This window comes from Collinsella sp. CLA-AP-H1, assembly GCF_040092945.1.
In the GTDB taxonomy this organism is placed as follows: Bacteria; Actinomycetota; Coriobacteriia; order Coriobacteriales; family Coriobacteriaceae; genus Collinsella.
Genome location: NZ_JBBNKO010000016.1, coordinates 1 through 20,632, shown reverse-complemented (window position 1 = coordinate 20,632; position 20,632 = coordinate 1). Strand labels below are relative to the sequence as shown.

The following is a 20,632-nucleotide window of genomic DNA, read 5'->3' as shown; positions in this document are numbered from 1 at the left end:
ATAAATCTACGGTGGGGCGTTTCATTTCGGTTTCGTTTCGACGGGGCGGGTTTCGTGTCCGCCCCGTTCTTGTATACACTGGCAACAATAATCGGCCTGCTCGGCGTGCGGGCAAAAGCCAAAACCTTTAAAGGGGGAAGCATGAAACAGTACACGGTTGCTATTTTGGGCGCGACGGGAGCCGTGGGCACCCAGATGCTCGAGTGCCTCAACGAGCAGGAGTTTCCGGTTGGCAAGCTCAAGCTGTTGGCGAGTGCACGCTCCGCGGGCAAGATCGTTGAGTTCCGCGGCGAGCAGATCGTGATCGAAGAGGCTTGCCCTGAGGCCTTTGAGGGCTGCGACATTGTGCTCGGAGCCGCCGGCGACGATATCGCGAAGGAACTGCTGCCCGAGGCCGTCAAGCGCGGCGCCGTCGCGGTCGACAACAGCCATGCCTTCCGTATGGATCCCGAGGTGCCGCTGGTCGTGCCCGAGATCAACGCCGATGACATTAAGTGGCACCACGGCCTGATCGCCAACCCCAACTGCGCGACCATCATCGGCCTGGTTCCCACCTGGCCGCTGCACCAGCTCGCCGGCGTGAAGCGTATGATCGTCTCGACGTATCAGGCGGCTTCTGGTGCCGGTGCTCCCGGTATGGCCGAGCTCGAAACGCAGCTTGCCGCCCTGGGCCGTGGCGAGGAGATTCCCGAGCCGCGCGTCTTTGCCGCCCAGCTGGCGAGCAACCTGATTCCGCAGATTGGCGGCGTCAAGGAGGAGGGCTTTACCTCCGAGGAGATGAAGCTGCAAAACGAGGGCCGCAAGATCATGCACCTGCCCGAGCTGCGCGTGAACTGCACCTGTGTGCGCGTGCCCGTGCTGCGTTCGCACTCCGAGAGCATTACGCTCGAGTTTGAGCGCGACATCACGGTGGAAGAGGCCCGTGCAGCGCTGGCTGCTGCTCCCGGCGTCAAGCTGGTTGACGATATGGCTGCCGAGGATGCACACGACCGCTTCCCCATGCCGATGGACACCTCCGACCAGGATCTGATTTGGGTCGGTCGCGTGCGCCGCGACATCTCGAACCCCGAGGCTGCGCGCGGCATCACTTTCTGGTGCTGCGGCGACCAAATCCGTAAGGGCGCGGCAACCAACGCCGTCCAGATCGCCAAGCTGCTCTGCGAGTAGTGTGACTTGTCCGGCGGGGGCCGGGCTTAGTTTTCAGAACGTCCTCGACCATGTGCGGCGCCTTGTCCTGCTCCTTCGGAGCCGCGGACAAGGCGCCGCATTGGTCTGCGGAGTGTTCTGAAAACCAAGCCCGGCCCCCGCCTGCGGTGACGCTGCTGCGAGCGGCCTGCGATGGGGCCATTGTTGGTTGGGGCCGCTGGGCTGATGCGAGGGGCGCGTGGCCGTTGCGGGCCCTGGTCCCGGCGGCGGCCTCGGCGCTGTGCGCCTGCCGCCTTTGGGGACTGTGGGGCGCGGCCGGCAGCTGCGGCGCTTCGCGCCTGCTGCCTGAGGTGACTTTGGGGTCGATTGGGGTTGTCTGCACAATTCGCGGTATTATGTTGCGGAGTTTTGAAAGGAGCCGCTGGTGGTCACGACGACGTTTGCTTCGCCTTTGGGCGAAATCCTGCTTGCCGCTGATGGCCGCGGTTTGACGGGGCTTTGGTTTGAGGGGCAGGAGCACTTTGGCCCCACGCTTCTCAAAGAAGATCACGAACATGTTGAAGGCGCCGATGCGGTTTCTGGTGCTGGCGGCATGTCTTCGGTGAATCCGACAAACGGTGCTGCCTCGTCGGTACTTGAGCGTTCTTGGGCTTGGCTGAATGCTTATTTTGCGGGGCAGGAGCCTCGGTTTACGCCGCCGTTGCATATGATCGGCACGGCGTTTCAGCGTGAAGTTTGGTACGAGCTGCTTTCTATTCCGCGTGGCGAGGTCGCTACGTATGGCGAGATCGCCCAGCGTGTTGCGGCTCGACATCGTGTACCGGGAAACGAGGCACCCGTTGTGTCTCCCCGTGCCGTGGGGGCCGCGGTCGCGCGTAATCCCATTTCGATCATTGTGCCGTGCCATCGCGTGGTTGCCGCCGACGGTTCGCTCAACGGATATGCCGGCGGCCTCGACCGCAAGGAGTGGCTGCTGCGGCTTGAGGGCGCGTACGAGGAGTAACGCTCGAGCACTTTGCATAACTAGGACGCCGTGAAAGGACGAGTCACTGTCCCTTCGCGCTCGGCATGCGTCAAAGCGCTCGACACGTGCGCCTTAAGTTTGGCTAAGCCCTATCCAGCGTTTTTAGAAACGTGCAGGTTGAGCAGCTAAGGCTGCGCTAAGGCGGCTGGCGGTGCGCTATCATCGGCAATATCGAAATCTGTATAGCCGCGCGCCAAAGGAACAACTATGAAGCTGATGCTTGCCGAGGACGAACCCGGCCTCTCCCGTGCCCTTACCGCGATTCTTCAACATAGCGACTACGAGGTCGACACCGCCCTCGACGGTCTGACGGCGCTCGAATATCTGCTCGCCAACGACTATGACGCCGCAATCCTGGACATCATGATGCCCGGCATGGATGGCATTGAGGTGCTCAAGCGCACACGCGCCGCCGGTAAGCGTCTGCCCATCATTATGCTCACGGCAAAAAGCGAGGTGTCCGATAAGGTCGAGGGCCTGGATGCCGGTGCCAACGATTACCTGACCAAGCCGTTTGCCGCCAAGGAGCTGCTTGCGCGTATTCGTGCCATGACGCGTGCCGCGACGGCAATTGACGCCACGACGCTCAGCGTGGGCAACGTGCGTCTCGACACGGCATCGTGCACGCTCGTTGGCCCTTTGGGCGAGGAGCACCTGGCCAATCGTGAGTTTCAGCTTATGGAGCTCTTTATGCGCAACGCCGGCACGCGCATGCCCACCGAGCGTCTGATGCTCGGGGTTTGGGGTGAGGACGCGCCCGAAGGCGCCAACGTGGTGTGGGTCTACATCTCGTACCTGCGCAAAAAGCTGACGGCGCTTGGTGCCAACGTGGCCATCCGTGCATCGCGCAACCAGGGCTATTCGCTCGAGGTTGTTGAGGAGGGCGAATAGGCGTGAGCGCGAGTGCGTGGTGGAAGCGCACGACGGAGCGGTTTCACGCTGCCTCGAGTGGTACAGGGCGGGCAAATTCTGCTGACGCATTGGGCCGCCGCCTGCGTCGCAAGTTCATCCTCGTTGCCATGGGTGCTGTGACCGTGGTGCTCACGCTCATCATTGCCGGCATCAACGTCGTCAACTACTCGCATGTCTGCAAGATGGCCGATGCTCGCCTGGACTATATCTTGGCGGGCAAGGATGGCATTGATTGGGAGGACGAGCCTAAGACCGATCCCGGTCAGGATGCGGTTGCCGGCAAGGTCGCTACCGGTAACCGGGCGGCCGTTCGCGCCGGGCATTTTGAAGGTATGACGGCGGAGTCTCCCTTCGACACGCGCTACTTTACGGTGTCGATTGCCGGCGGGCGGGTGACAGATGTCAACACGGCCCGCATTGCCGCGGTGGGCACTAAGCGTGCTGCACGCATCGCTGCAGGACTATATTCCAAGGGTTGGACCTCGGGCTTTTCTGGTAACTACCGCTATACGGTTACGGTTCAGGGCGACGAGACAACCTATGTGTTCGTGGACTGCTCGCGCGAGCTTGCAAGCTTTCATTCGTTTTTGAGCGCGAGCGTGGCGATCAGTTGCATTGGCTGGCTGGCGGTGCTGGCAATTGTGGCGGGTGCCTCGGGCGCGGTGATTCGACCGATGGTCGAGAGCTACAGCAAGCAAAAGCGCTTTATTACCGATGCGAGCCACGAGATCAAGACGCCGCTGGCTGTAATTGACGCCGCCAATGAGGTGCAAGAGATCGAGAGCGGCGAGAGTGAGTGGACGCAGAGCATTCACGAGCAGGTCGCGCGGCTGACGGCGCTCACGGAGCGTCTGGTGTTTTTGGCTCGCATGGACGAGGGCTCGGCGGGCTTTACCATGACATCGATCGATCTTTCGGAGGCCGTGGACAAGGCGGCGGCGCCGTTTGAGTCGGTGGCGGTTTCGCGTGGCAAGCGTCTGTCGACGTCGATTGCAAGCGGCGTGCGAGCCCATGCCGATGCCGCGGCGGTGGCGCAGGTTGTTGAGCTGCTGCTGGACAACGCCACACGCTACGCGAGCGAGGGCAGTGTTATCGAGCTGAGCCTGCGTGCCGTCTCACGCGGTCAGGGTAAGGGCGTCGCCGAACTTGCCGTGTCGAACGCTGTGGACGAGCTGCCCGAGGGTGACCTGGACCGACTGTTCGACCGCTTCTACCGTGCAGACGTCTCGCGTAGCTCCAAGACGGGCGGCTCGGGCGTGGGTCTATCCGTCGTGCGTGCCATCGCCGAGGCCCATGGCGGGAGCGCTTCTGTCTGCGGCCACGGTAACCAGATCACCTTCACCGTCCGCCTCTAAAACCTGCCAAAATGAACCTGTCCCTTTTTGGTCGGTGCGAAATGGGTAATACTAAGGAGTTATCCGACCAGATGGGAATTAATCGATGGCTTATATCGAATTCAAAGACGTCATCAAGGCGTACGGCGAGGGCGATGCCCGCATTCACGCGCTCGACGGCGCGAGCTTTACCGTTGAGCGCGGCGAGCTCGCCATTATCCTGGGCGCCTCGGGTGCCGGCAAGACTACGGCGCTCAACATCCTGGGTGGCATGGATACGGTAACCTCCGGCACTGTGACGGTGGACGGGCGCGACGTGAGCTCCGCCAACGAGGCGCAGCTTGTTGAATACCGCCGCGCCGACGTCGGCTTTGTCTTCCAGTTCTACAATCTGGTCCCCAACCTGACGGCGCTCGAAAATGTCGAGCTTGCGGCGCAGATTTGCCCCGATTCGCTCGATGCCGAGCAAACGCTTCGTCAGGTTGGCCTGGGCGACCGTCTTGCTAACTTTCCGGCGCAGCTTTCGGGCGGCGAGCAGCAGCGTGTGTCCATCGCCCGCGCGCTGGCCAAGAACCCCAAGCTGCTCCTGTGCGACGAGCCCACGGGCGCACTCGACTACAAAACCGGCAAGCAGATCTTGCAGCTGCTACAGGACACCTGTCGCAAGCAGGGCATCACGGTCATCATCATCACCCATAACTCCGCGCTGGCGCCCATGGCCGATCGCCTGATCCGCTTTAAGAGCGGCCGCGTGGAGAGCGAGACGGTCCAGCAAAATCCCGTGCCTATCGAGACGATCGAGTGGTAGCGCCCATGGACCAAGATCGCCAAAACAGCCAAAACCACGATACGGAGCATGCAGACCGCGACTGGGAGTTCGCGACCTACCGCACTGCTCAAAGCTCAAACGATATGGTCCCGACGATTTTTCGCCGTGGCATTTACCGCACAATCCGAGGCAGTCTTAAGCGCTTCTTGTCAATCGTGGTCATCACCGCGCTTGGCGTGAGCGTGATGTGCGGCCTTAAGGCGGGCTGCGAGGATCTGCGCGATTCGGTTGACGCCTACTTTGACCAGCAGAGTGTCTATGACATTAACGTGCAGTCGACCTATGGCTTTACGCGCGACGATCTTTCGGCTATCCAAGAGGTCGACGGCGTCGAGACGGCCGAGGGCATCTACACCGAGACCGCCTACACCGCCGTGGGCACAACGCGCGAGCGCGTGGTCGTGCAAAGTCTCTCCAAGGAGAACATCGATCAGCCGGTGCTCGTGAACGGCGATTTGCCCGAGAGCGCCGATGAGGTTGCGGTGACATCGAAGTTCCTGAAGGCTTCGGGCAAAAAGCTCGGCGATACCGTGAGCTTTGCCGCCAATGACGCGAGCTCGTCGAACCAAAGCGCTAAGGACCAGTTTGCCGCGGGCGATTACACCATTACGGCCGAGGTCCTCGACCCCACTGATGTGAGCTCCGACTCGACCGTCAACGACTTTCGCGCTGCTTCGGCTGCGGACTATAGGTTCTATGTGAGCGAGGATGCCGCGACATCTTCCTCCTACTCCGCCGTCCACGTGATCGTCGAGGGAGCCAAGAGCCTCAACTCCTATTCCGATGCCTACACGACAAAGATCAACGAGGTCAAGAGTAATATCGAGGAGATCCGCGACGAGCGCGAGAAGGCGCGTGTTCAGGAACTGACGGTCGACACACCGGCAAGCTTGGATGCGGCCGAGCGCCAGGCGAATATGCTCTTTGGGGTTGAGCAGGACAACATCAATCGCATGGCCGAGGGCAGCGAGGAGCGCGTTCAGGCACAGGCCGATTTGAACCAGCGCCGCGCAGCCGCCGACCAGCAATTTGCCGATGCCCGTACCGAGCTTTCCGATCTGGGCGAATGCACTTGGTACATCCAGGACCGCGATAGCATCACAAGCTACTCGAGCGTGGAGAGCGACAGCTCTTCGATCGAAGCCATCGCCACGGTTTTCCCATTCATCTTCTTTGTCGTCGCCGTGCTCATTAGCCTTACCACCGCCACGCGCATGGTCGAGGAGGAGCGCACGCTCATTGGTCTGTACAAGGCACTCGGCTATTCACGCGGGCGTATCCTGTCCAAATACGTGAACTATTCACTGTGGGCTTGTCTGATCGGCGGCGTGCTTGGCAACATTGTCGGATTTGTGGGCCTACCACTGTTCCTGTTCACGGTGTTCGACGACATGTACTCACTGCCCCAGATGCTGCTTTCGTACGACATCGTGTCCTCAATCGTCTCGGTGGCGCTGTTTGCCGTGGGCGTGGTGGGCGCCACGATTATCGCCTGCCGCCACGAGATGGCCGAGACCCCAGCCTCGCTCATGCGTCCCAAGGCCCCGCGTGCCGGCTCGCGCATTTTGCTTGAGCGCATCGGCTTTATCTGGCACCGTATGGGCTTTTTGAACAAGGTGGCGGCGCGTAACCTGTTCCGCTACAAAAAGCGTGCCCTTATGACCATCTTTGGTATCGCCGGCTGCACGGCGCTCGTGATCTGCGCTCTGGGCATCCGCGATACGTCGATAGCGCTTTCGCCCAAACAGTACGGGCATATCACGCGCTACGACTTGCTGGCGGTCGCCAATCCCGACGACTTTACGCAGACGTGCGCGGCGCTCGACGAGCGAAGCGCGGTCAAGGATTCCGGTGTGACCGTGACTTCGACGCTGCCGATTACGACCGATAACGTCACCTTTACATTTGGCGGCAAAAGCGAGACAGTGCTGTTAATCGTGGTGCCCGATGACCGCGTGAACGATCTGGACGACTACGTGCGCCTTGAGGACGAGTCCAAAGAGTCGCTGTCTTTGCGTGACGGAGATGTGTATCTGAGCAAGAGTTCACAGCTGGCGCTGGGGATTCAGCCGGGTGATACGGCGCACGTCCAGGATTCGTCGCTCAATGCTGCCAAGGTCAAAGTCAGCGACATTTCGCTCAACTATCTTGGCAACACACTCTATATGACGCAGGGCACCTATGAGCGCGCGTTCGGTCGAAGCGCGCGCCTTAACGGTGTCCTTGCGTTGCTGAAGGGCTCGTCGGCCGACCAGATTGCGTTTAGCAAGAAGATTAAGAGTGACGGCTGGCTTACGATTTCGAGTACGGCCGAGCATCAGGCGAACGCTGATGCGAACTTTACGATTATCAATTCGGTCGTGGCGCTCGTGACCTTTATGGCGGCGTGCCTGTCGTTTGTGGTTGTGTTTACACTGTCCAACACGAATATCTCCGAGCGCGAGCGCGAGCTGGCGACCATTAAGGTGCTGGGCTTCCGCCGTGGCGAGGTGCACCACTACGTCAACAAGGAGACGTTAATCCTCACGGCAATTGGAGCCGCGCTGGGCGTGCCGCTGGGTAGCCTGCTGGCCGAGAGCTTTACGTACATTCTGCAGATGCCGTCGCTCTACTTTGACGTTGAGGTCCAGCCGCTGAGTTATGTGCTCGCCGTAGTGCTTTCCTTTGTCTTTACGTTTATCGTCAACCTCACTACCAATCGCACCCTCAATAGGATCGACATGGTCGGCGCCCTCAAGAGCGCCGAGTAACCTGTCCTGGGATTCAAGTTCTAGCGAGCTGCCGACGCGCCCGCAGCAGCATTTTTGCATAAACCGCCCCGCCAAATGCATACTTTGACGGGGCGGTTGCTTTTTGCCCACAGGTACCCCAGGGGGCGCCGTGCAAATTCCGGAGTATTCAGCGTCCCGGGGTCCGCGGGCGCGGGGGCGGGGGTGCAAAACTGCGCTGAATGCCCTGGTCCTGGACCCCCAATGCCTCAAGGGCCGATCATTTTTTACAGGATGCGGCCCGCAGTGCCTGCCTTTCGCCCAAAATCCAGTATGCAGGCACCCTCGGCTGCTGAATACTCCCAAAAATGCACGCCGCATCCTACCCCAGGCACCCGTAGCAAGAAGACGAATAGCCTCGGCCTCCCTAGTTACCGCAGGAGGCCCCAGGGCTTACCTCCCAAATCTTTCCGCAGGATGGAAGGACCCCGCCGCGCGAAGCGCGCAGCGGGGTCCTGACATGTCCGAGGACGATTTGGGAGGTAAGCCCTGGGGTCTCCGATGAGAGCAGTTTCGGCCGAGGCTATTCGTCGCCGAAGCTGATGCCCAACGCCTTGGCCTCGCGTACCAGGTCGCTCTGGGGGTCGACATACTTGAGCTTGCCGGCGACATCCTCGAGCGGCATGTGGCACATCTTGCCGTCACGCAGGGCGATCATGTAGCCAAACTCGCCGCGCAGGCAGCCAAGCGCGGCCTCGACGCCGCACTGGGTCGCAAAGATGCGGTCCTGGGCGTCGGGCTGGCCGCCGCGCTGCGTGTGGCCGGGGATGGCGACGCGGGTCTCGCGACCGGTCTTGGCTTCGATCTCCTTGGCGATGTCGTAGACAATCGACGGGCTCGTACGCTCGGCGAGCTTCTTCTTGTACTCCTTCTTGGACAACGCCGCGTCCTCCTTGGAGATAGCGCCCTCGGCGACGGCCACGATGGTAAAGCGGCTGCCGGTCTCCATACGATGCTCGATGGTCTTGATGACGTTGTCCATGTCGTAGGGGATCTCGGGAATCAAGATGACATCCGCGCCGCCCGCGACGCCGGCGTACAGCGGAATCCAGCCAACCTTGTGGCCCATGATCTCGATAACGAACACGCGGCCGTGACTCGAGGCGGTGGTGTGGATGTCGTCGATGCACTTGGTGGCGACGTCGATGGCGCTCGTAAAGCCAAACGTCAGCTCGGTGCCCCAGGTGTCGTTATCGATGGTCTTGGGCAGGGCGATAACGTTGAGGCCCTCTTCGCGCAGGCGGTTGGCGGTCTTGGTGGAGCCGTTGCCGCCCAGCATAAACAGACAGTCGAGCTGCAGCTTATGATAGGTGTGGACCATCGCCGGCACCTTCTCGACACCATCGGCTTCGGGGGTATCCAGGCGCTTGAACGGTGTGCGGCTCGTGCCCAGGATGGTGCCGCCGCGGGTGAGGATGCCGCTAAAATCGGCGGGCGTCATGACGCGGAACCTGCTGTAGATAAGGCCCTGATAGCCGTCCTCAAAGCCATAAATCTCGATAGGTTCTTCGCTATTGGTCATAAGTGTTTTGACAATGCCGCGCATGGTGGCGTTGAGCGCCTGGCAGTCGCCGCCACTGGTAAGAAGACCGATTCTAAGCATGATGAATCCTTCCGGGCAAGTTATAACATGCGCATAAGTTTACCCCCGCACACTGTTGATACGGGGGTAAAACGTGTTAGCTCAAGCGTATGGAAATGTAAGCAACGTCAGGGAACGTAAGGTCGACGGTGCCAGCTCCTTACAGTGCGAAGGCATCGATGTTGCCCCAGTGGCGGCGCAGCGTAATAGCGGCGGCGGGTTCGGTATTGTCAAAGACGACCGACCATTGCGTGTTGCTGGTGATATCTTCCGGATTGGGCTCTTGCGCTGCGGCATGCAGGGCCTTCCAAGCGACTGCCTCGTCTTGGGCGCCGGCATGGGCGTCAAGGACATCGGCGATTGCGACGGCGCGCTCTTTACCATGGCCCAGCTCGCCATTCTTTTGGTTGGGCAGCACTTCGTCGCCATAGCAGGCATAGAAGTTCGTAACCTGGCGTACAGGAGTCGCTTTGAAAGCGCGGTCCGGATCGCGCGGGTCCCACTCTACTACGCGCGCGTCACCGGCGGCGTCGTTGATAAAGAAGTGGTAATCGCGTCCTGCCATGGCGTGCATGTCGTAGGCAGAAAGCAGGTCGACGGCCTCCTGCGTGGTGGCGGCACGGTCGAGCACCAGACGGATGGCGAGCGAGGTATTGATGACGGGGCGCTGCGTGTCCTGGTCACAGGGCTTGGAGTCCAGGGTGAGTACGGCAATGGACACGCCGCATTCGTTAACACCGTCGAGCTGGGCAAACGGGCCCATGAGTGCGGCGGCGCGTCCGGCGACGGAGTCAAGCGGAGTGTTATCGCCCAGGTTGTTAAGGGCGGCAAACCCGATGGAAGCATAGCCGCCGCGTGGGTGATTGCGCACCAGCAGCGCCGAGGTGTCGTCCTTAAAGTCGTAATTGCGACCGGTGCGCACGCGGCCCTCGGCATCTACGGCGACAAAAGCGCTGCAGGCAAACTGGGGCGCCTGGACATGTACCGGCACACCGGGCAGCACCTGCGCCACCACGGCATCGATGTAGGCCTGGTCGTCGCGCACGCCAGCGGCGATGATGCGATCAAGATCGTAGTCGTAGGCGATGTCGATTGCGTACAGGTCATAGCCATCCGCGTAGCCGGTCAAGCGTTTGAGCGACGCGGCGGACTTGATTTGCTTGTGATAAACGATACCGGTGGCAGCGGCAAGGCCGACGGCGACTCCCGCGACACCGCAGGCGATGGCAATGTTACGTGGCTTCATGACGGCTCCTCTCGTCCTGTTAGTGTAATTGTCGCAAAAGGTGCACGGGTATGATGGCTCAACTTGGCGAGCGGCGCGGGATTAAACACGGAATGAAGAGTGCGGGGCTGGCGCGGCGGGGTATGCTGGAAGGGACCATCAACCCAGTGAAAGGGGAGAGCATGACGGATCAGGAAACGCCCGAGCGCGCGCATGTGACGGCCGACGATATCGAGGCCGCCAACGACCTTATCGACTTTATCGAGGCATGCCCCAGCATGTTCCATACGGCGGCGACCATTATGGCCGAGCTCGACGAGGCGGGCTTTACCTACCTGCCCGAGAATGCGGCGTGGGATATCGAGCCGGGCGGTCGCTATTACACGCAGCGCAACACCTCGAGCGTTATCGCCTTTAAGGTGGGCGAGGACCTGGCTGCTACGTGGGGCGAGGACGGCGTTGCCGGCGACTACCATTTTCAGCTGACGGCGTCGCACAGCGATTCGCCGACGTTTAAGGTTAAGGCCGTGCCCGAGCTCGACGGCGCGGGCGAGACGCTGCGCCTGAACACCGAGGCCTACGGCGGCATGATCGACTACACCTGGTTCGACCGTCCGCTGGCACTCGCGGGCCGCGTGCTGGTACGCGAGGGCGACCGTATTGAGAGCCGCCTGCTTGCCACCGAGCGCGAGGTCGCTATTATCCCGAGCCTTGCCATCCACATGAACCGCGGCGTTAACGAGGGCTTTGCGCCTAATCGTGCTGTCGACCTGTGCCCGCTCATCAGCGCCGGTGACCTTAAGCAGGGCGACTTTGATGCTCTGATCGCCGACGAACTGGACGTTGAGCCCGAGCAAATTTTGGGCCGCGATCTGTTCCTGGTCAATCGTCAGGATGCGCGCATTTGGGGCTGGGCCGATGAGTTTATCTCGACGCCCAAGCTCGACGACCTGGCATGCGCCTACACCTCTCTGCAGGCATTTTTGGGTGCCGAGAACGCGCACGATGTCTCGGTCTTTTGCTGCTTTGATAACGAGGAGGTTGGCTCCGAGACCAAGCAGGGCGCCATGTCGACGTTCTTGGCCGATGCGCTGCGCCGCATTAACGGCTCGCTGGGCTTTGACGACGAGTCGTACCACCGCGCGCTTGCCGCCTCGATGCTCGTGAGCTGCGACAACGCACATGCCGTGCATCCCAACCATGCCGAGAAGTGCGATGCCCGCAACCAGGTGGTGCTTAACGGGGGCATCGTCGTCAAGGAAGCTGCTAACCAGCACTACTGCACCGATGCCTTTAGCCGCGCGGTGTTCCAGGCCATCTGCGATGACGCCGACGTGCCCACGCAGGCCTTCGCCAACAAGAGTGATATGGCCGGCGGCTCCACCCTGGGCAACCTGTCGAATATGCAGGCGAGCATGCATGCCGTAGACGTGGGCCTGCCGCAGCTGGCCATGCACTCGAGCTATGAGACCGGCGGCGTGCGCGACGTGATGTGCGCCATCCGCGCCCTCACGGCCTTCTACGAGCGCGACCTAACCATCAACGGCGCCGAAAGTGTGGAACTCTAAATGCGAGCCGAAGAAATGAAGGCCGAGCGTGGGGCTCAGCTTATTGATCGGGGTTTACAGCTGTTCGTCGACGCTTGCCATGAGTCAGGGGTCGACGTGTCCAAGGCGCGACCAACGAGTGCTGAAGAACTCAAGCGTAACGCCTATTCGGACCGCTATGACGAGGAGGCGGACTGGCTCTAATAAGCGAAGTGTCGAAAACGCTAGATGTATGTTTGATATCACTTTGGCGAGAGTGTCGCAGACAGAACTACCGGTATGGCGCAAGCCAACCTGACCCCATTGCACCAAACCTACCAAAAAGGGACAGGTTCATTATGGCAGGTTTTATTTGGGCAAATGCCGCAATGCCAACAGCTGGACAGAATTGTTATGACGCCGCAGGTTGAGCAAACGTCAGCGAGCGATGTCCAGAGCGAACAAGTTGGCATGAAAAAGGCAAGGCATAGACCTTCTGGTCATGCCTTGCCTTTTGAATGGCAAATTGTCGCTCTGGGCGGCGCGCAGCGTCGACCGGTCCGCTGTTCGTTAGAACGGCGGAACAAGATTAGTGTTCAATCCAACAGCGCAGGGTTTCGCCGACTTGCAGGTGACGCAGGTTCTCCGCGGCAATGTCGACCACATTGTTGAGCGTGGCTGCCAGGTGGAACCAGCCGGAGACGTGCGGCGTGATGAGCATGTTGGGTGCATCCCACAGCGGGCTTGTCGCGGGCAGCGGCTCGGGGTCGGTGACGTCGACCGCGGCGCCGGCGAGATGTCCCGACTCCAGGGCGGCAACCAAGTCGTCGGCGACCACAAGGTCGCCGCGGCCGCCGTTGGCAAAGAAGGCGCCCGGTTTCATCGCGGCGAAGAACTCGGCGTTCGCCAGGCCGCGGGTCTCGGGTGTGCTGGGCATAAAGGAAGCGACGATGTCAGCCTCGGCCAGGCGCTCGGATAGGGCGTCCATGCCGTCCATGTCCTCAAACACAATGGGGTAGACGAGCGGGTGGCGCTTGATGCCGCGGACGTGCGCACCCATGTTGCGGCAGAGCGTGGCAAAGTGGCCGCCAATGTCGCCCGCGCCCAGCACCAGCACATTGGCGTTTTTGAGCGAGGTGACCGGCCCCAAATCCTCCCAGCGATGCTCGCGCTGCAGGTCCTGGTAGCCGGGCAGGCGCTTCATCATGGAAAGGACCATGGCAAACATGTGCTCGCTTACGGCCTGGCCGTAGGCGCCCACCGAGCAAGACAGTTTGGCGTCGGCCGGCACGGTGCCGGTGGCAAGGTAGTCGTCATAGCCGGCGGTCTGCAATTGCAACAGCTGGAGGTGCTTGCACGCGGTAAGCAGGGCAGGGTCAATGTTGCCCAAGATCACGTCGGCATCGGCGACCTGCTCGCGCGTGGCGGCGTCGGCGCTCGTGTAGATAAAGTCCTCGCCCGGAGCACTCGACTCAAGAATTGCGCGATGGCGGTCGTTGACGGGCAACATAACCAGAATGTTCACAAGCAGTCCTCTCCGCTCGACCTGCCAAAAAGGGGACAGGTTTATTTTGGCAGGTTTTATCAGGTAAAACGCTATAAAAACGCCGGGCTTTGCGATGGTTAACATATCCATCGCGAAGCCCGGCGCATCCACGGCTACCAGCTCAGCAGCTCGTAGCCGTCCTCGGTCACCACGAGCTGTACCTCGCACTGGGCCGAATCGCTACCGTCCTTGGTGCGCACGCACCAGCCGTCACCCTTGCTAATCTTAATGTCGGGCGCTCCGGCATTGACCATGGGCTCGATGGTAAAGACCATGCCCGGAGCCATGATGGTGTCCACATCGGGCGCCTCGGTGGTAAAGCCCACAAACGGGTCCTCGTGGAACTCCTTACCGATGCCGTGTCCGCCGTACTCGCGCACCACGCTAAAGCCGGCGTCCTCGACCGTCTTTTGCACGGCCTCGGCCATTACGGACAGCGGCAGCCATGGCTTGACGGCCGCCAGACCCGCCTCCACGCTGGCGCGGGTGACGTCGACCAGGCGCTGGCGCTCGGCAGATACCTCGCCGATGCAGAACATACGGCTCGAATCACTAAAGTAACCGTCCAGGATCGTGGAGCAGTCCACGTTGATGATATCGCCCTCGTGCAGCACGTCCGTATCACAGGGGATACCGTGGCAGACCACATCATTGATCGAGGTGCACACGCTTTTGGGGTAGCCCTCGTAGTTGAGATCGGCCGGCGTGCCACCGTGTTCGACGGTGTAGTCGTAGATCATCTGGTCAATCTGGTTGGTGGTCATGCCCGCGGCGATGTGCTCGCCTACGTAGTCGAGCACGCCCACGTTGATGGCGGCGGAGCGCTTGATGCCCTCGATATCGGCGGGCGTCTTGTAGAGCGTACGGGGCAGAACCTCCCAGCCCTCCTCCCACAGGCGCTCGAGGCGCTCGTCGAAGGCGCTGTGACATTTCTTATATTTTTTGCCGCTGCCGCACCAGCAGGCGTCGTTGCGGCCGGGTACGGGTCCTTTGTCATACATGGCTAACTTCCTTTCATCCGCAGCTAGTATAGCCCACTCACGCATCCATAAAAGTTGCGGTGATATAGTTCCGATTTAAGCGGTTTAACAGCATAAACAGGAACTATATCACCGCAACTGATGGAGCGGGATGGCTGACACTAGCTGCTGCGTGGTTTTGCTAGTAGCTCACTTGGCAGGGAATGCCGAGGGCTTGGACGCGCACGGCAATGGCGTCGAGCACCTCAGGCGCCGCTTTGGCAAGGCCGGCGACCGGTGTCTCGCGCGCTACCGTGTAGATGGTTGCTTCTTGTGGGCGAATGCGCTCAAGCGCCGCGAGCCAGGGGGCAACGTACTCCTCGCCGGTGTTGTCGATGAGCTTGCCCTGATACTCGCCGGTCAAAAAGATCGTCTGGATAATAACGTGACCGTCAAAGCTTGCGAACGTCTCGATCTGGTGCTCGACGCCGTAGGGGCCAACGGGCTGGTCGAGCAGCTGGATAAACGCCGGGTCGACGGTATCGAGCTTGAGGATGTTGTCGTCGACCATCATGAGCGCGTCGTGCACCTCGGGGCGGTCGGCGCGCGTACCGTTGGAGAGCACGGCGATTTTGGAGTTTGGGGCAAGCTCGTCGCGCAGCGCGACGGCGCCGGCGATGGCCTGCGGAAACTCCGGTGCGGCGGTGGGCTCGCCGTTGCCTGCAAAGGTGATCACATCGGGGAGCTCGCCCTCGGCTGCCATCTCGCGCAGCTTTGCCTCGAGCACGTCGAGTGCCACGGCAGCTGTGTTGTACGGCTCATGGCAGGGACGCTCGGCGTTGAGGCCGTTTTCGCAGTAGATGCAGTCGAACGTGCAGATTTTGCCGCTGGCCGGCATCATGTTGACGCCGAGCGAGAGACCAAGGCGACGGCTGCGAACGGGCCCAAAGATGGGGCTGGCATTCAAAAACGTAGACATAGGCATATGCTCCTCAAGACAATTGTGCCTAAGCATAGCATCGGCTCCAAAGCAAGGTGCGGGCCCTTGCTTTACAAGTTTCGTTTTTTCACGTCGCTCATTATGCGGTGCCATGAAAAGCCTCGGGTCGGGTACAGTTAATCTGTTAACAAGGCGTAAGGCAATGCGGGCCCATCCAACCGTACTGACGTGCAACTGGATGGGCGTTGATGATGGGGGCACAACATGGATTTTACGGTCGAGAATGCGGGCACCACGATTGCCTGTCGCGAATATGCCGGCCCGGATGTGTCGCCTGATGCTCCTGCTTTGGTGTGCGTGCACGGCGCTTGTGTCGACGGCACATTTTTCGACGGTATCGCTTGTGAGCTCAGCCGCAACTACCGCGTAATTGCCTACGACCGCCGCGGCTGCGGTGGCAGCAGCGATGCGGCAGACGGCAGCTATGATCTTGCCGCTCAGGCCGCCGACCTGCAAGCCGTGATCGAACACGTTGGCGCTCCGGCAAATGTGCTTGCGCATAGTGCCGGTACGTTGGTTGCGCTGGAGCTTCTTCGCACCGAACCCCATCTCGTCGCCCGTGCGATTCTGCATGAGCCGGCTGTGTCGGCCAAAGGCGTCGGTATGGGCGCAGCTCCGGTTTTGCTCGATATGATTGCGGCGGGAAAGGTTTCAAGGGCGCTCCGGCTTTTCTTGGGAGCCCTCGGCGACTTGGACCCCGAGGCTCCTGGGACGACCGAAGCGGAAGTCAAACATGCCCTGCGCAATGGTCGTTGCTTTATGGCCAATGAATACGGAACAAATATGACATATGCTCCCGACTGGGAGCGCGCCCGCGCGTCAAAGGCGGTGTCGGCCGTGTTCTTGGGCGAGCTCTCGGTTGGCACGCCCCGCGAGGCGGGCACGAGGGTGGCTGCCGAATATCTCGATTGCCCCCTTGTGACGATTCCGGGCGCGCATAACGGTCTGCGCGATCGCCCCGTTACGACGGCAAATGCCGTTTTCGATGTCTTGGAGCGTTAGCACGCTCGATGACCTGCGGGGAGAGGGGTTGTTAGCGTTTCGTCATTGTTAACGAATGCGTCCATAACCGCGCGCCCGCGGCTCCATTACCGCCGCTTGCCAGGTCATAAAAATGTAACGATAATCGCGCGTTTGCCTTCAGCTGTTGGATGTTACCCTTGTACCAATTGATATGCACCGTTGCCGTGCATAACGATAGAAAGGGCCCCATATGCTCAATAATCACGAGGTCAATCTAACCGACGAGGAGGCCGCCGCTGAGGTCGCCCGCGTCGCGAAGACCTACCCCGTGGTACGTTTGCTGTCGGCCGATCAGATTAAGAGCGAGCCTAACTGCCTGCTCGCCGGCGATCGCTGCCCTTGTCTGCGTCAGTCGAGTCTTGAGGCTTTGGCAGACTCCGATGAGGTGTCGGAGCAACTGCTCAACGATGGTGTTGAGTACCGCGCTCGCCTACGCCCTCTAAAGGTCGAGGGCGAGCCTCGCGTCTTGCTGATGGTGCGTCCGATTGATGAGCGGGAGGCTGCAGAAGAGGACCTTGTCTACACCGATGTGCTGACGAGCGTGCGCAATCGCCGATATTACGAGGAAAAGCTCCGTAGCGCCCGCATGAATGCCGGCGTTGCAGTGATCGACCTTGATGATTTTAGGGTCTTCAACGATACGTGTGGCCGTCATGCCGGCGACCTTGCGCTCGGTGCTGTGGCGACAGCCATGCGCAGCGGAATTCGTTCGACTGACGAGCTCGTACGCTATGGCTGCGACAAGTTTGTGGTCGTCATGCCCAATATTCCCTCCGATGACTTCACCCGTCGCCTGCATCAGGTGTCCGATGCCGTTCATTCCACGATTGTTCCGGGCCATGAGTACGTGAGCTTGACGGCATGTGTTGGTGGCGTTCGCATTCATGGCGAGACGGTCGATGAGGGCGTTGGCCGCGCTGTCCAGTTATTGAGCCGCGCTAAGGCAAAAGCCGGTACGGTCGTGACCGATGCCGATTCCATCGAAGCCTTCCAAAGCGAAAAGCCTTTGGTGCTTATTGTCGATGACTCCGAGATGAACCGAGCCATTCTCAACGAGATGCTCAAGGACGAGTATTGCATCCTCGAGGCCGCCAACGGTCGTACGGCGCTCGACATGGTCGACCGCTATGGCGATGAGTTGTCGCTCGTGCTGCTGGATATTGTCATGTCGAGCATAAGCGGCTTTAAGGTGCTGGCCGATCTGTCGCGCCGATCGGGTATCGACAATCTGCCTTTCATCATGATTTCGAGCGAAGATTCCGATGATATGGTTCTGCGCGCGTACGAGCTGGGCGCCTCGGACTATATCAACCGTCCGTTTGACTCCCGTGTCGTGCGCCGCCGTGTAAGCAACACCATCCGCCTATACGCCAAGCAGCGCCGCCTGACGAGCCTGCTGTCTCAGCAGTACAACGAGCGCGTCAAGAACAGTCGCATGCTCATCGACATCATGGCCGGCGTCATGGAACTTCGCAATGGCGAGAGCGGCAGACACGTTACGAATATCGAAAAGCTGACCGAGCTGCTGCTTGACTGTCTGGTCCAGCGTAGCGACACTATCTCCCTCGACAATGAGGAGCGCTCCACGATCGCCCTGGCTTCGGCGCTGCACGATATCGGCAAGATGTCGATTGACGATGCGATTCTCAACAAGCCCGGGCGTCTTACGCCCGAGGAGTTCGAGATTATGAAGACGCATACCACGATCGGTGCCGACATGTTGCTTGAGCTGGGCCGCCATCACGTCGGCAATGCGCTTATGGAATATGCGTACCAGACTGCGCGTTGGCACTACGAGCGCTGGGATGGCAAGGGTTATCCCGATGGCCTTAAGGGCGACGAGATTCCCATTGCCGCACAGGTGGTCTCGGTGGCCGACGTGTACGATGCTCTGACGAGCGTGCGCGTGTACAAGGACGCTATCCCGCACAGGGAGGCAATCCAGATGATCCTGGACGGTAAGTGCGGCACCTTTAACCCGCTGTTGCTCGACTGCCTGCTCGAGGTGCAAGACCGTATTGCCGAGACGTTGGCACGCCCCGCCGACGTCGTTGCGTTTCCCACGATTTAGTTTGACCAAAGGAGTTTTAATCCATGATTTCCATGCGTGAGGCGTATGAGAAGATCGGCGCTAATTATGAAGACGCGTGCGCTCGGCTGATGGGCGGGGAAATGCTTGCCCGCTTTGCCCTCAAGTTTTTGGATGACGAGAGCATGGACAAGCTGGAGGCCGCCATGGCGGCGGGAGACGCCGAAGGTGCGTTTATGGCAGCGCACACGCTCAAGGGCGTGAGCCAGAACCTGGGATTCGATAATCTGTACGAGCCGGCGGTCGTGGTGACCGAGGCGCTGCGCGGCGCCGATACCGTTGACGGCGCTCGCGAGGGAATGCATGCGCTGCAGCAGCAATATGCGGCAACGATGTCGGCCCTGCGCGAGGCGGCTGAATAAGAGGCTGCGAGCCTTGATGACTATGAGAGTGGATAATCTCCCGTTTTAGGCCCGGTGGCGGCCTCAAAGTGGGAGATTATCCACTCTCGTTCGATACGTGTCCAAAAATCCACTCTCACCCTTTCTGATTAGTGGATGGCCCATGCGCACCGGCTGGGCTTTCCGCATGCAATCCATATCGTTGTTCGATAAACTGTTCGAATAACGATAGAGTCGATGAGGGTGAGTGTATGTCTAACAGCGCTCAGCGTATGACCAAGGCGGGCGAAAATATCAGGAAGCTTGGTTTTTGCATGGCAGCCGTTTTTGCGGGAATGCTCGTCGCTTTTGCCGCGTTGGTTGTTTACGTGATCTGGTATGCGGTTGCAAACGTTGCGTCTGTCGATTCTTTCGGCGTCGTGACGCTTCTCAATGGCGGGTGCATCGTTATCCCAAGCGGACTGTGCCTGGCACTCGTCGTGGGTATTTCGCTTGTCGTTTTGTGCGGGATCAGTCGTAACATCTCGCGAGGCGTCTCGCCCTTTACCAAGACGCATGTGCGGCTTATTCGTGTTCTTGCCCTTGCCCTTGCCCTTGCTGTTAACGCTGCGGTTTCGTTTGTTGGTGCCTACGGATCGGTCAATCTCACCATTGGCGGACTGGAGCTTTACATCGTGCCTCATTCCTTCGTTATTGAGATTTGCCAAGGCGTTACCTTTGATACGGGGTCGTTTATCGGCGCAGTTGTCTGCTTGTTTATCTCGGCGATCTGGAGTTATGCCTCGCTGCTCCAAGAGCAGTCTGACGAGCTTGTGTAGGAGGAAACATGAGCTATCTCATTATTGAGCTTGAGACACAACTGCTTAAGACCGGAAAGACCAGTGCTGATCTTATTCGGGCCACGGGGCATACTCCGGCTAATATTTCAAAGCTAAGAAACGGAAAAATAAAAGCTATTCGTCTGAAGACGCTTCTCGATATCTGTGATGAACTTGATTGTCAACCGGGAGATATTATTCAGCGCGTGAGCGAGAAAGAGCTTGAGGAGCTTATTGTTGAGCGTGCAAAAAATGTCGTGAGGCAGATGCGGGACGGCGGAGGCAATGAGGCGTTGCTTCCGACATCAGTTTTTGCTGTAGATTTGAGCGACGAGTAGCTTAAGGCGAACAACTAAAACGAAGTACCAGCGTGAAGGGACCCGTGTGAACTGCGCCCCGAAACTTGGACTGAATAAATAGCGACTACGCCGCAAGGGCCTGGTTCCGGAACTCCTCCGGCGTCAGGCCCTTCAATCTTACCTGCCTGCGCCGCGCGTTCCAATGGGCTAT

At 59.9% G+C, this 20,632-nt stretch carries 18 protein-coding genes; 13 read left to right on the top strand and 5 right to left on the bottom strand.

From position 1 onward, the window contains the following. Positions 1-141: 141 nt before the first annotated feature. The 6 genes from AAAV44_RS08465 to AAAV44_RS08440 all read left to right on the top strand — a co-directional run bounded on the left by AAAV44_RS08465 (position 142) and on the right by AAAV44_RS08440 (position 7,995). Entirely contained in the window at positions 142-1,167 is a 1,026-nt protein-coding gene (locus tag AAAV44_RS08465; RefSeq protein WP_349115330.1) for an aspartate-semialdehyde dehydrogenase, read from the top strand. A gap of 403 nt (positions 1,168-1,570) precedes the next feature. After that, positions 1,571-2,149, top strand: a complete 579-nt coding sequence (locus AAAV44_RS08460) for a methylated-DNA--[protein]-cysteine S-methyltransferase (protein WP_349115329.1) — start codon at positions 1,571-1,573, stop codon at positions 2,147-2,149. A 228-nt stretch (positions 2,150-2,377) separates the two neighbouring features. Next, positions 2,378-3,061: a response regulator transcription factor gene (locus tag AAAV44_RS08455; protein WP_035137623.1), complete on the top strand. Its 684-nt coding sequence runs from the start codon at positions 2,378-2,380 to the stop codon at positions 3,059-3,061. 2 nt (positions 3,062-3,063) lie between these two features. Further along, positions 3,064-4,437, top strand: coding sequence for an ATP-binding protein (locus AAAV44_RS08450; RefSeq protein WP_349115328.1), 1,374 nt, complete (start codon positions 3,064-3,066; stop codon positions 4,435-4,437). 85 nt (positions 4,438-4,522) lie between these two features. Then, a complete protein-coding gene (locus tag AAAV44_RS08445) occupies positions 4,523-5,224 on the top strand; it encodes an ABC transporter ATP-binding protein (protein ID WP_035137622.1) in 702 nt (233 codons plus the stop codon). 5 nt (positions 5,225-5,229) lie between these two features. Beyond that, on the top strand, positions 5,230-7,995 hold the full coding sequence (locus AAAV44_RS08440) for an ABC transporter permease (protein ID WP_349115327.1): 2,766 nt from the start codon (positions 5,230-5,232) through the stop codon (positions 7,993-7,995). Between the two features lie 541 nt (positions 7,996-8,536). On the opposite strand, the gene AAAV44_RS08435 is transcribed toward AAAV44_RS08440, so the two are convergent. Both AAAV44_RS08435 and AAAV44_RS08430 read right to left on the bottom strand, forming a co-directional pair. Further along, on the bottom strand, positions 8,537-9,616 hold the full coding sequence (locus tag AAAV44_RS08435) for an ATP-dependent 6-phosphofructokinase (RefSeq protein ID WP_117778620.1): 1,080 nt from the start codon (positions 9,614-9,616) through the stop codon (positions 8,537-8,539). 139 nt (positions 9,617-9,755) lie between these two features. Next, entirely contained in the window at positions 9,756-10,841 is a 1,086-nt protein-coding gene (locus tag AAAV44_RS08430) for a carcinine hydrolase/isopenicillin-N N-acyltransferase family protein (RefSeq protein ID WP_349115326.1), read from the bottom strand. A 161-nt stretch (positions 10,842-11,002) separates the two neighbouring features. On the opposite strand from AAAV44_RS08430, the gene AAAV44_RS08425 reads away from it, so the two are divergent. Both AAAV44_RS08425 and AAAV44_RS08420 read left to right on the top strand, forming a co-directional pair. Next, positions 11,003-12,388, top strand: a complete 1,386-nt coding sequence (locus AAAV44_RS08425; RefSeq protein ID WP_349115325.1) for a M18 family aminopeptidase — start codon at positions 11,003-11,005, stop codon at positions 12,386-12,388. Continuing rightward, entirely contained in the window at positions 12,389-12,571 is a 183-nt protein-coding gene (locus AAAV44_RS08420) for a hypothetical protein (RefSeq protein WP_349115324.1), read from the top strand. Positions 12,572-12,935: 364 nt separating this feature from the next. Here AAAV44_RS08420 and AAAV44_RS08415 read toward each other — a convergent pair whose 3' ends face one another. The 3 genes from AAAV44_RS08415 to AAAV44_RS08405 form a co-directional block, all read right to left on the bottom strand. Continuing rightward, positions 12,936-13,871 carry a D-2-hydroxyacid dehydrogenase gene (locus AAAV44_RS08415; protein WP_349115323.1) on the bottom strand — a complete coding sequence of 312 codons (936 nt, stop codon included), beginning with the start codon at positions 13,869-13,871 and terminating at the stop codon, positions 12,936-12,938. A 134-nt stretch (positions 13,872-14,005) separates the two neighbouring features. Continuing rightward, positions 14,006-14,893 (bottom strand): type I methionyl aminopeptidase, encoded by an 888-nt coding sequence (gene map, locus AAAV44_RS08410; RefSeq protein ID WP_055286839.1) that lies wholly within the window; start codon positions 14,891-14,893, stop codon positions 14,006-14,008. Between the two features lie 160 nt (positions 14,894-15,053). Continuing rightward, the gene (locus AAAV44_RS08405) at positions 15,054-15,830 is read right to left on the bottom strand and encodes a radical SAM protein (protein WP_349115322.1); all 777 of its coding nucleotides are present in this window, start codon (positions 15,828-15,830) and stop codon (positions 15,054-15,056) included. 225 nt (positions 15,831-16,055) lie between these two features. Here AAAV44_RS08405 and AAAV44_RS08400 point away from each other — a divergent pair, with 225 nt between their 5' ends. The 5 genes from AAAV44_RS08400 (at position 16,056) to AAAV44_RS08380 (ending at position 20,460) form a co-directional block, all read left to right on the top strand. Then, on the top strand, positions 16,056-16,853 hold the full coding sequence (locus AAAV44_RS08400) for an alpha/beta hydrolase (RefSeq protein ID WP_349115321.1): 798 nt from the start codon (positions 16,056-16,058) through the stop codon (positions 16,851-16,853). A 211-nt stretch (positions 16,854-17,064) separates the two neighbouring features. After that, positions 17,065-18,945, top strand: coding sequence for an HD domain-containing phosphohydrolase (locus AAAV44_RS08395; protein WP_349115320.1), 1,881 nt, complete (start codon positions 17,065-17,067; stop codon positions 18,943-18,945). Between the two features lie 23 nt (positions 18,946-18,968). Beyond that, positions 18,969-19,325: an Hpt domain-containing protein gene (locus AAAV44_RS08390; protein WP_349115319.1), complete on the top strand. Its 357-nt coding sequence runs from the start codon at positions 18,969-18,971 to the stop codon at positions 19,323-19,325. A 251-nt stretch (positions 19,326-19,576) separates the two neighbouring features. Beyond that, positions 19,577-20,122, top strand: a complete 546-nt coding sequence (locus tag AAAV44_RS08385; RefSeq protein ID WP_349115318.1) for a hypothetical protein — start codon at positions 19,577-19,579, stop codon at positions 20,120-20,122. An 8-nt stretch (positions 20,123-20,130) separates the two neighbouring features. After that, positions 20,131-20,460 carry a helix-turn-helix domain-containing protein gene (locus tag AAAV44_RS08380; protein WP_316366833.1) on the top strand — a complete coding sequence of 110 codons (330 nt, stop codon included), beginning with the start codon at positions 20,131-20,133 and terminating at the stop codon, positions 20,458-20,460. Positions 20,461-20,632 lie beyond the last annotated feature (172 nt).

Bases quoted from the DNA above. Each gene is read 5' to 3' on its own strand.
- AAAV44_RS08385 (WP_349115318.1), top strand. From the start codon at position 19,577: ATGACCAAGGCGGGCGAAAATATCAGGAAGCTTGGTTTTTGCATGGCA.
- AAAV44_RS08425 (WP_349115325.1), top strand. From the start codon at position 11,003: ATGACGGATCAGGAAACGCCCGAGCGCGCGCATGTGACGGCCGACGAT.
- AAAV44_RS08400 (WP_349115321.1), top strand. From the start codon at position 16,056: ATGGATTTTACGGTCGAGAATGCGGGCACCACGATTGCCTGTCGCGAA.
- AAAV44_RS08380 (WP_316366833.1), top strand. From the start codon at position 20,131: ATGAGCTATCTCATTATTGAGCTTGAGACACAACTGCTTAAGACCGGA.
- AAAV44_RS08420 (WP_349115324.1), top strand. From the start codon at position 12,389: ATGCGAGCCGAAGAAATGAAGGCCGAGCGTGGGGCTCAGCTTATTGAT.
- AAAV44_RS08430 (WP_349115326.1), bottom strand. From the start codon at position 10,841: ATGAAGCCACGTAACATTGCCATCGCCTGCGGTGTCGCGGGAGTCGCC.
- AAAV44_RS08465 (WP_349115330.1), top strand. From the start codon at position 142: ATGAAACAGTACACGGTTGCTATTTTGGGCGCGACGGGAGCCGTGGGC.
- AAAV44_RS08455 (WP_035137623.1), top strand. From the start codon at position 2,378: ATGAAGCTGATGCTTGCCGAGGACGAACCCGGCCTCTCCCGTGCCCTT.
- AAAV44_RS08445 (WP_035137622.1), top strand. From the start codon at position 4,523: ATGGCTTATATCGAATTCAAAGACGTCATCAAGGCGTACGGCGAGGGC.
- AAAV44_RS08405 (WP_349115322.1), bottom strand. From the start codon at position 15,830: ATGTCTACGTTTTTGAATGCCAGCCCCATCTTTGGGCCCGTTCGCAGC.
- AAAV44_RS08435 (WP_117778620.1), bottom strand. From the start codon at position 9,616: ATGCTTAGAATCGGTCTTCTTACCAGTGGCGGCGACTGCCAGGCGCTC.
- AAAV44_RS08440 (WP_349115327.1), top strand. From the start codon at position 5,230: ATGGACCAAGATCGCCAAAACAGCCAAAACCACGATACGGAGCATGCA.
- AAAV44_RS08390 (WP_349115319.1), top strand. From the start codon at position 18,969: ATGATTTCCATGCGTGAGGCGTATGAGAAGATCGGCGCTAATTATGAA.
- map (WP_055286839.1), bottom strand. From the start codon at position 14,893: ATGTATGACAAAGGACCCGTACCCGGCCGCAACGACGCCTGCTGGTGC.
- AAAV44_RS08395 (WP_349115320.1), top strand. From the start codon at position 17,065: ATGCTCAATAATCACGAGGTCAATCTAACCGACGAGGAGGCCGCCGCT.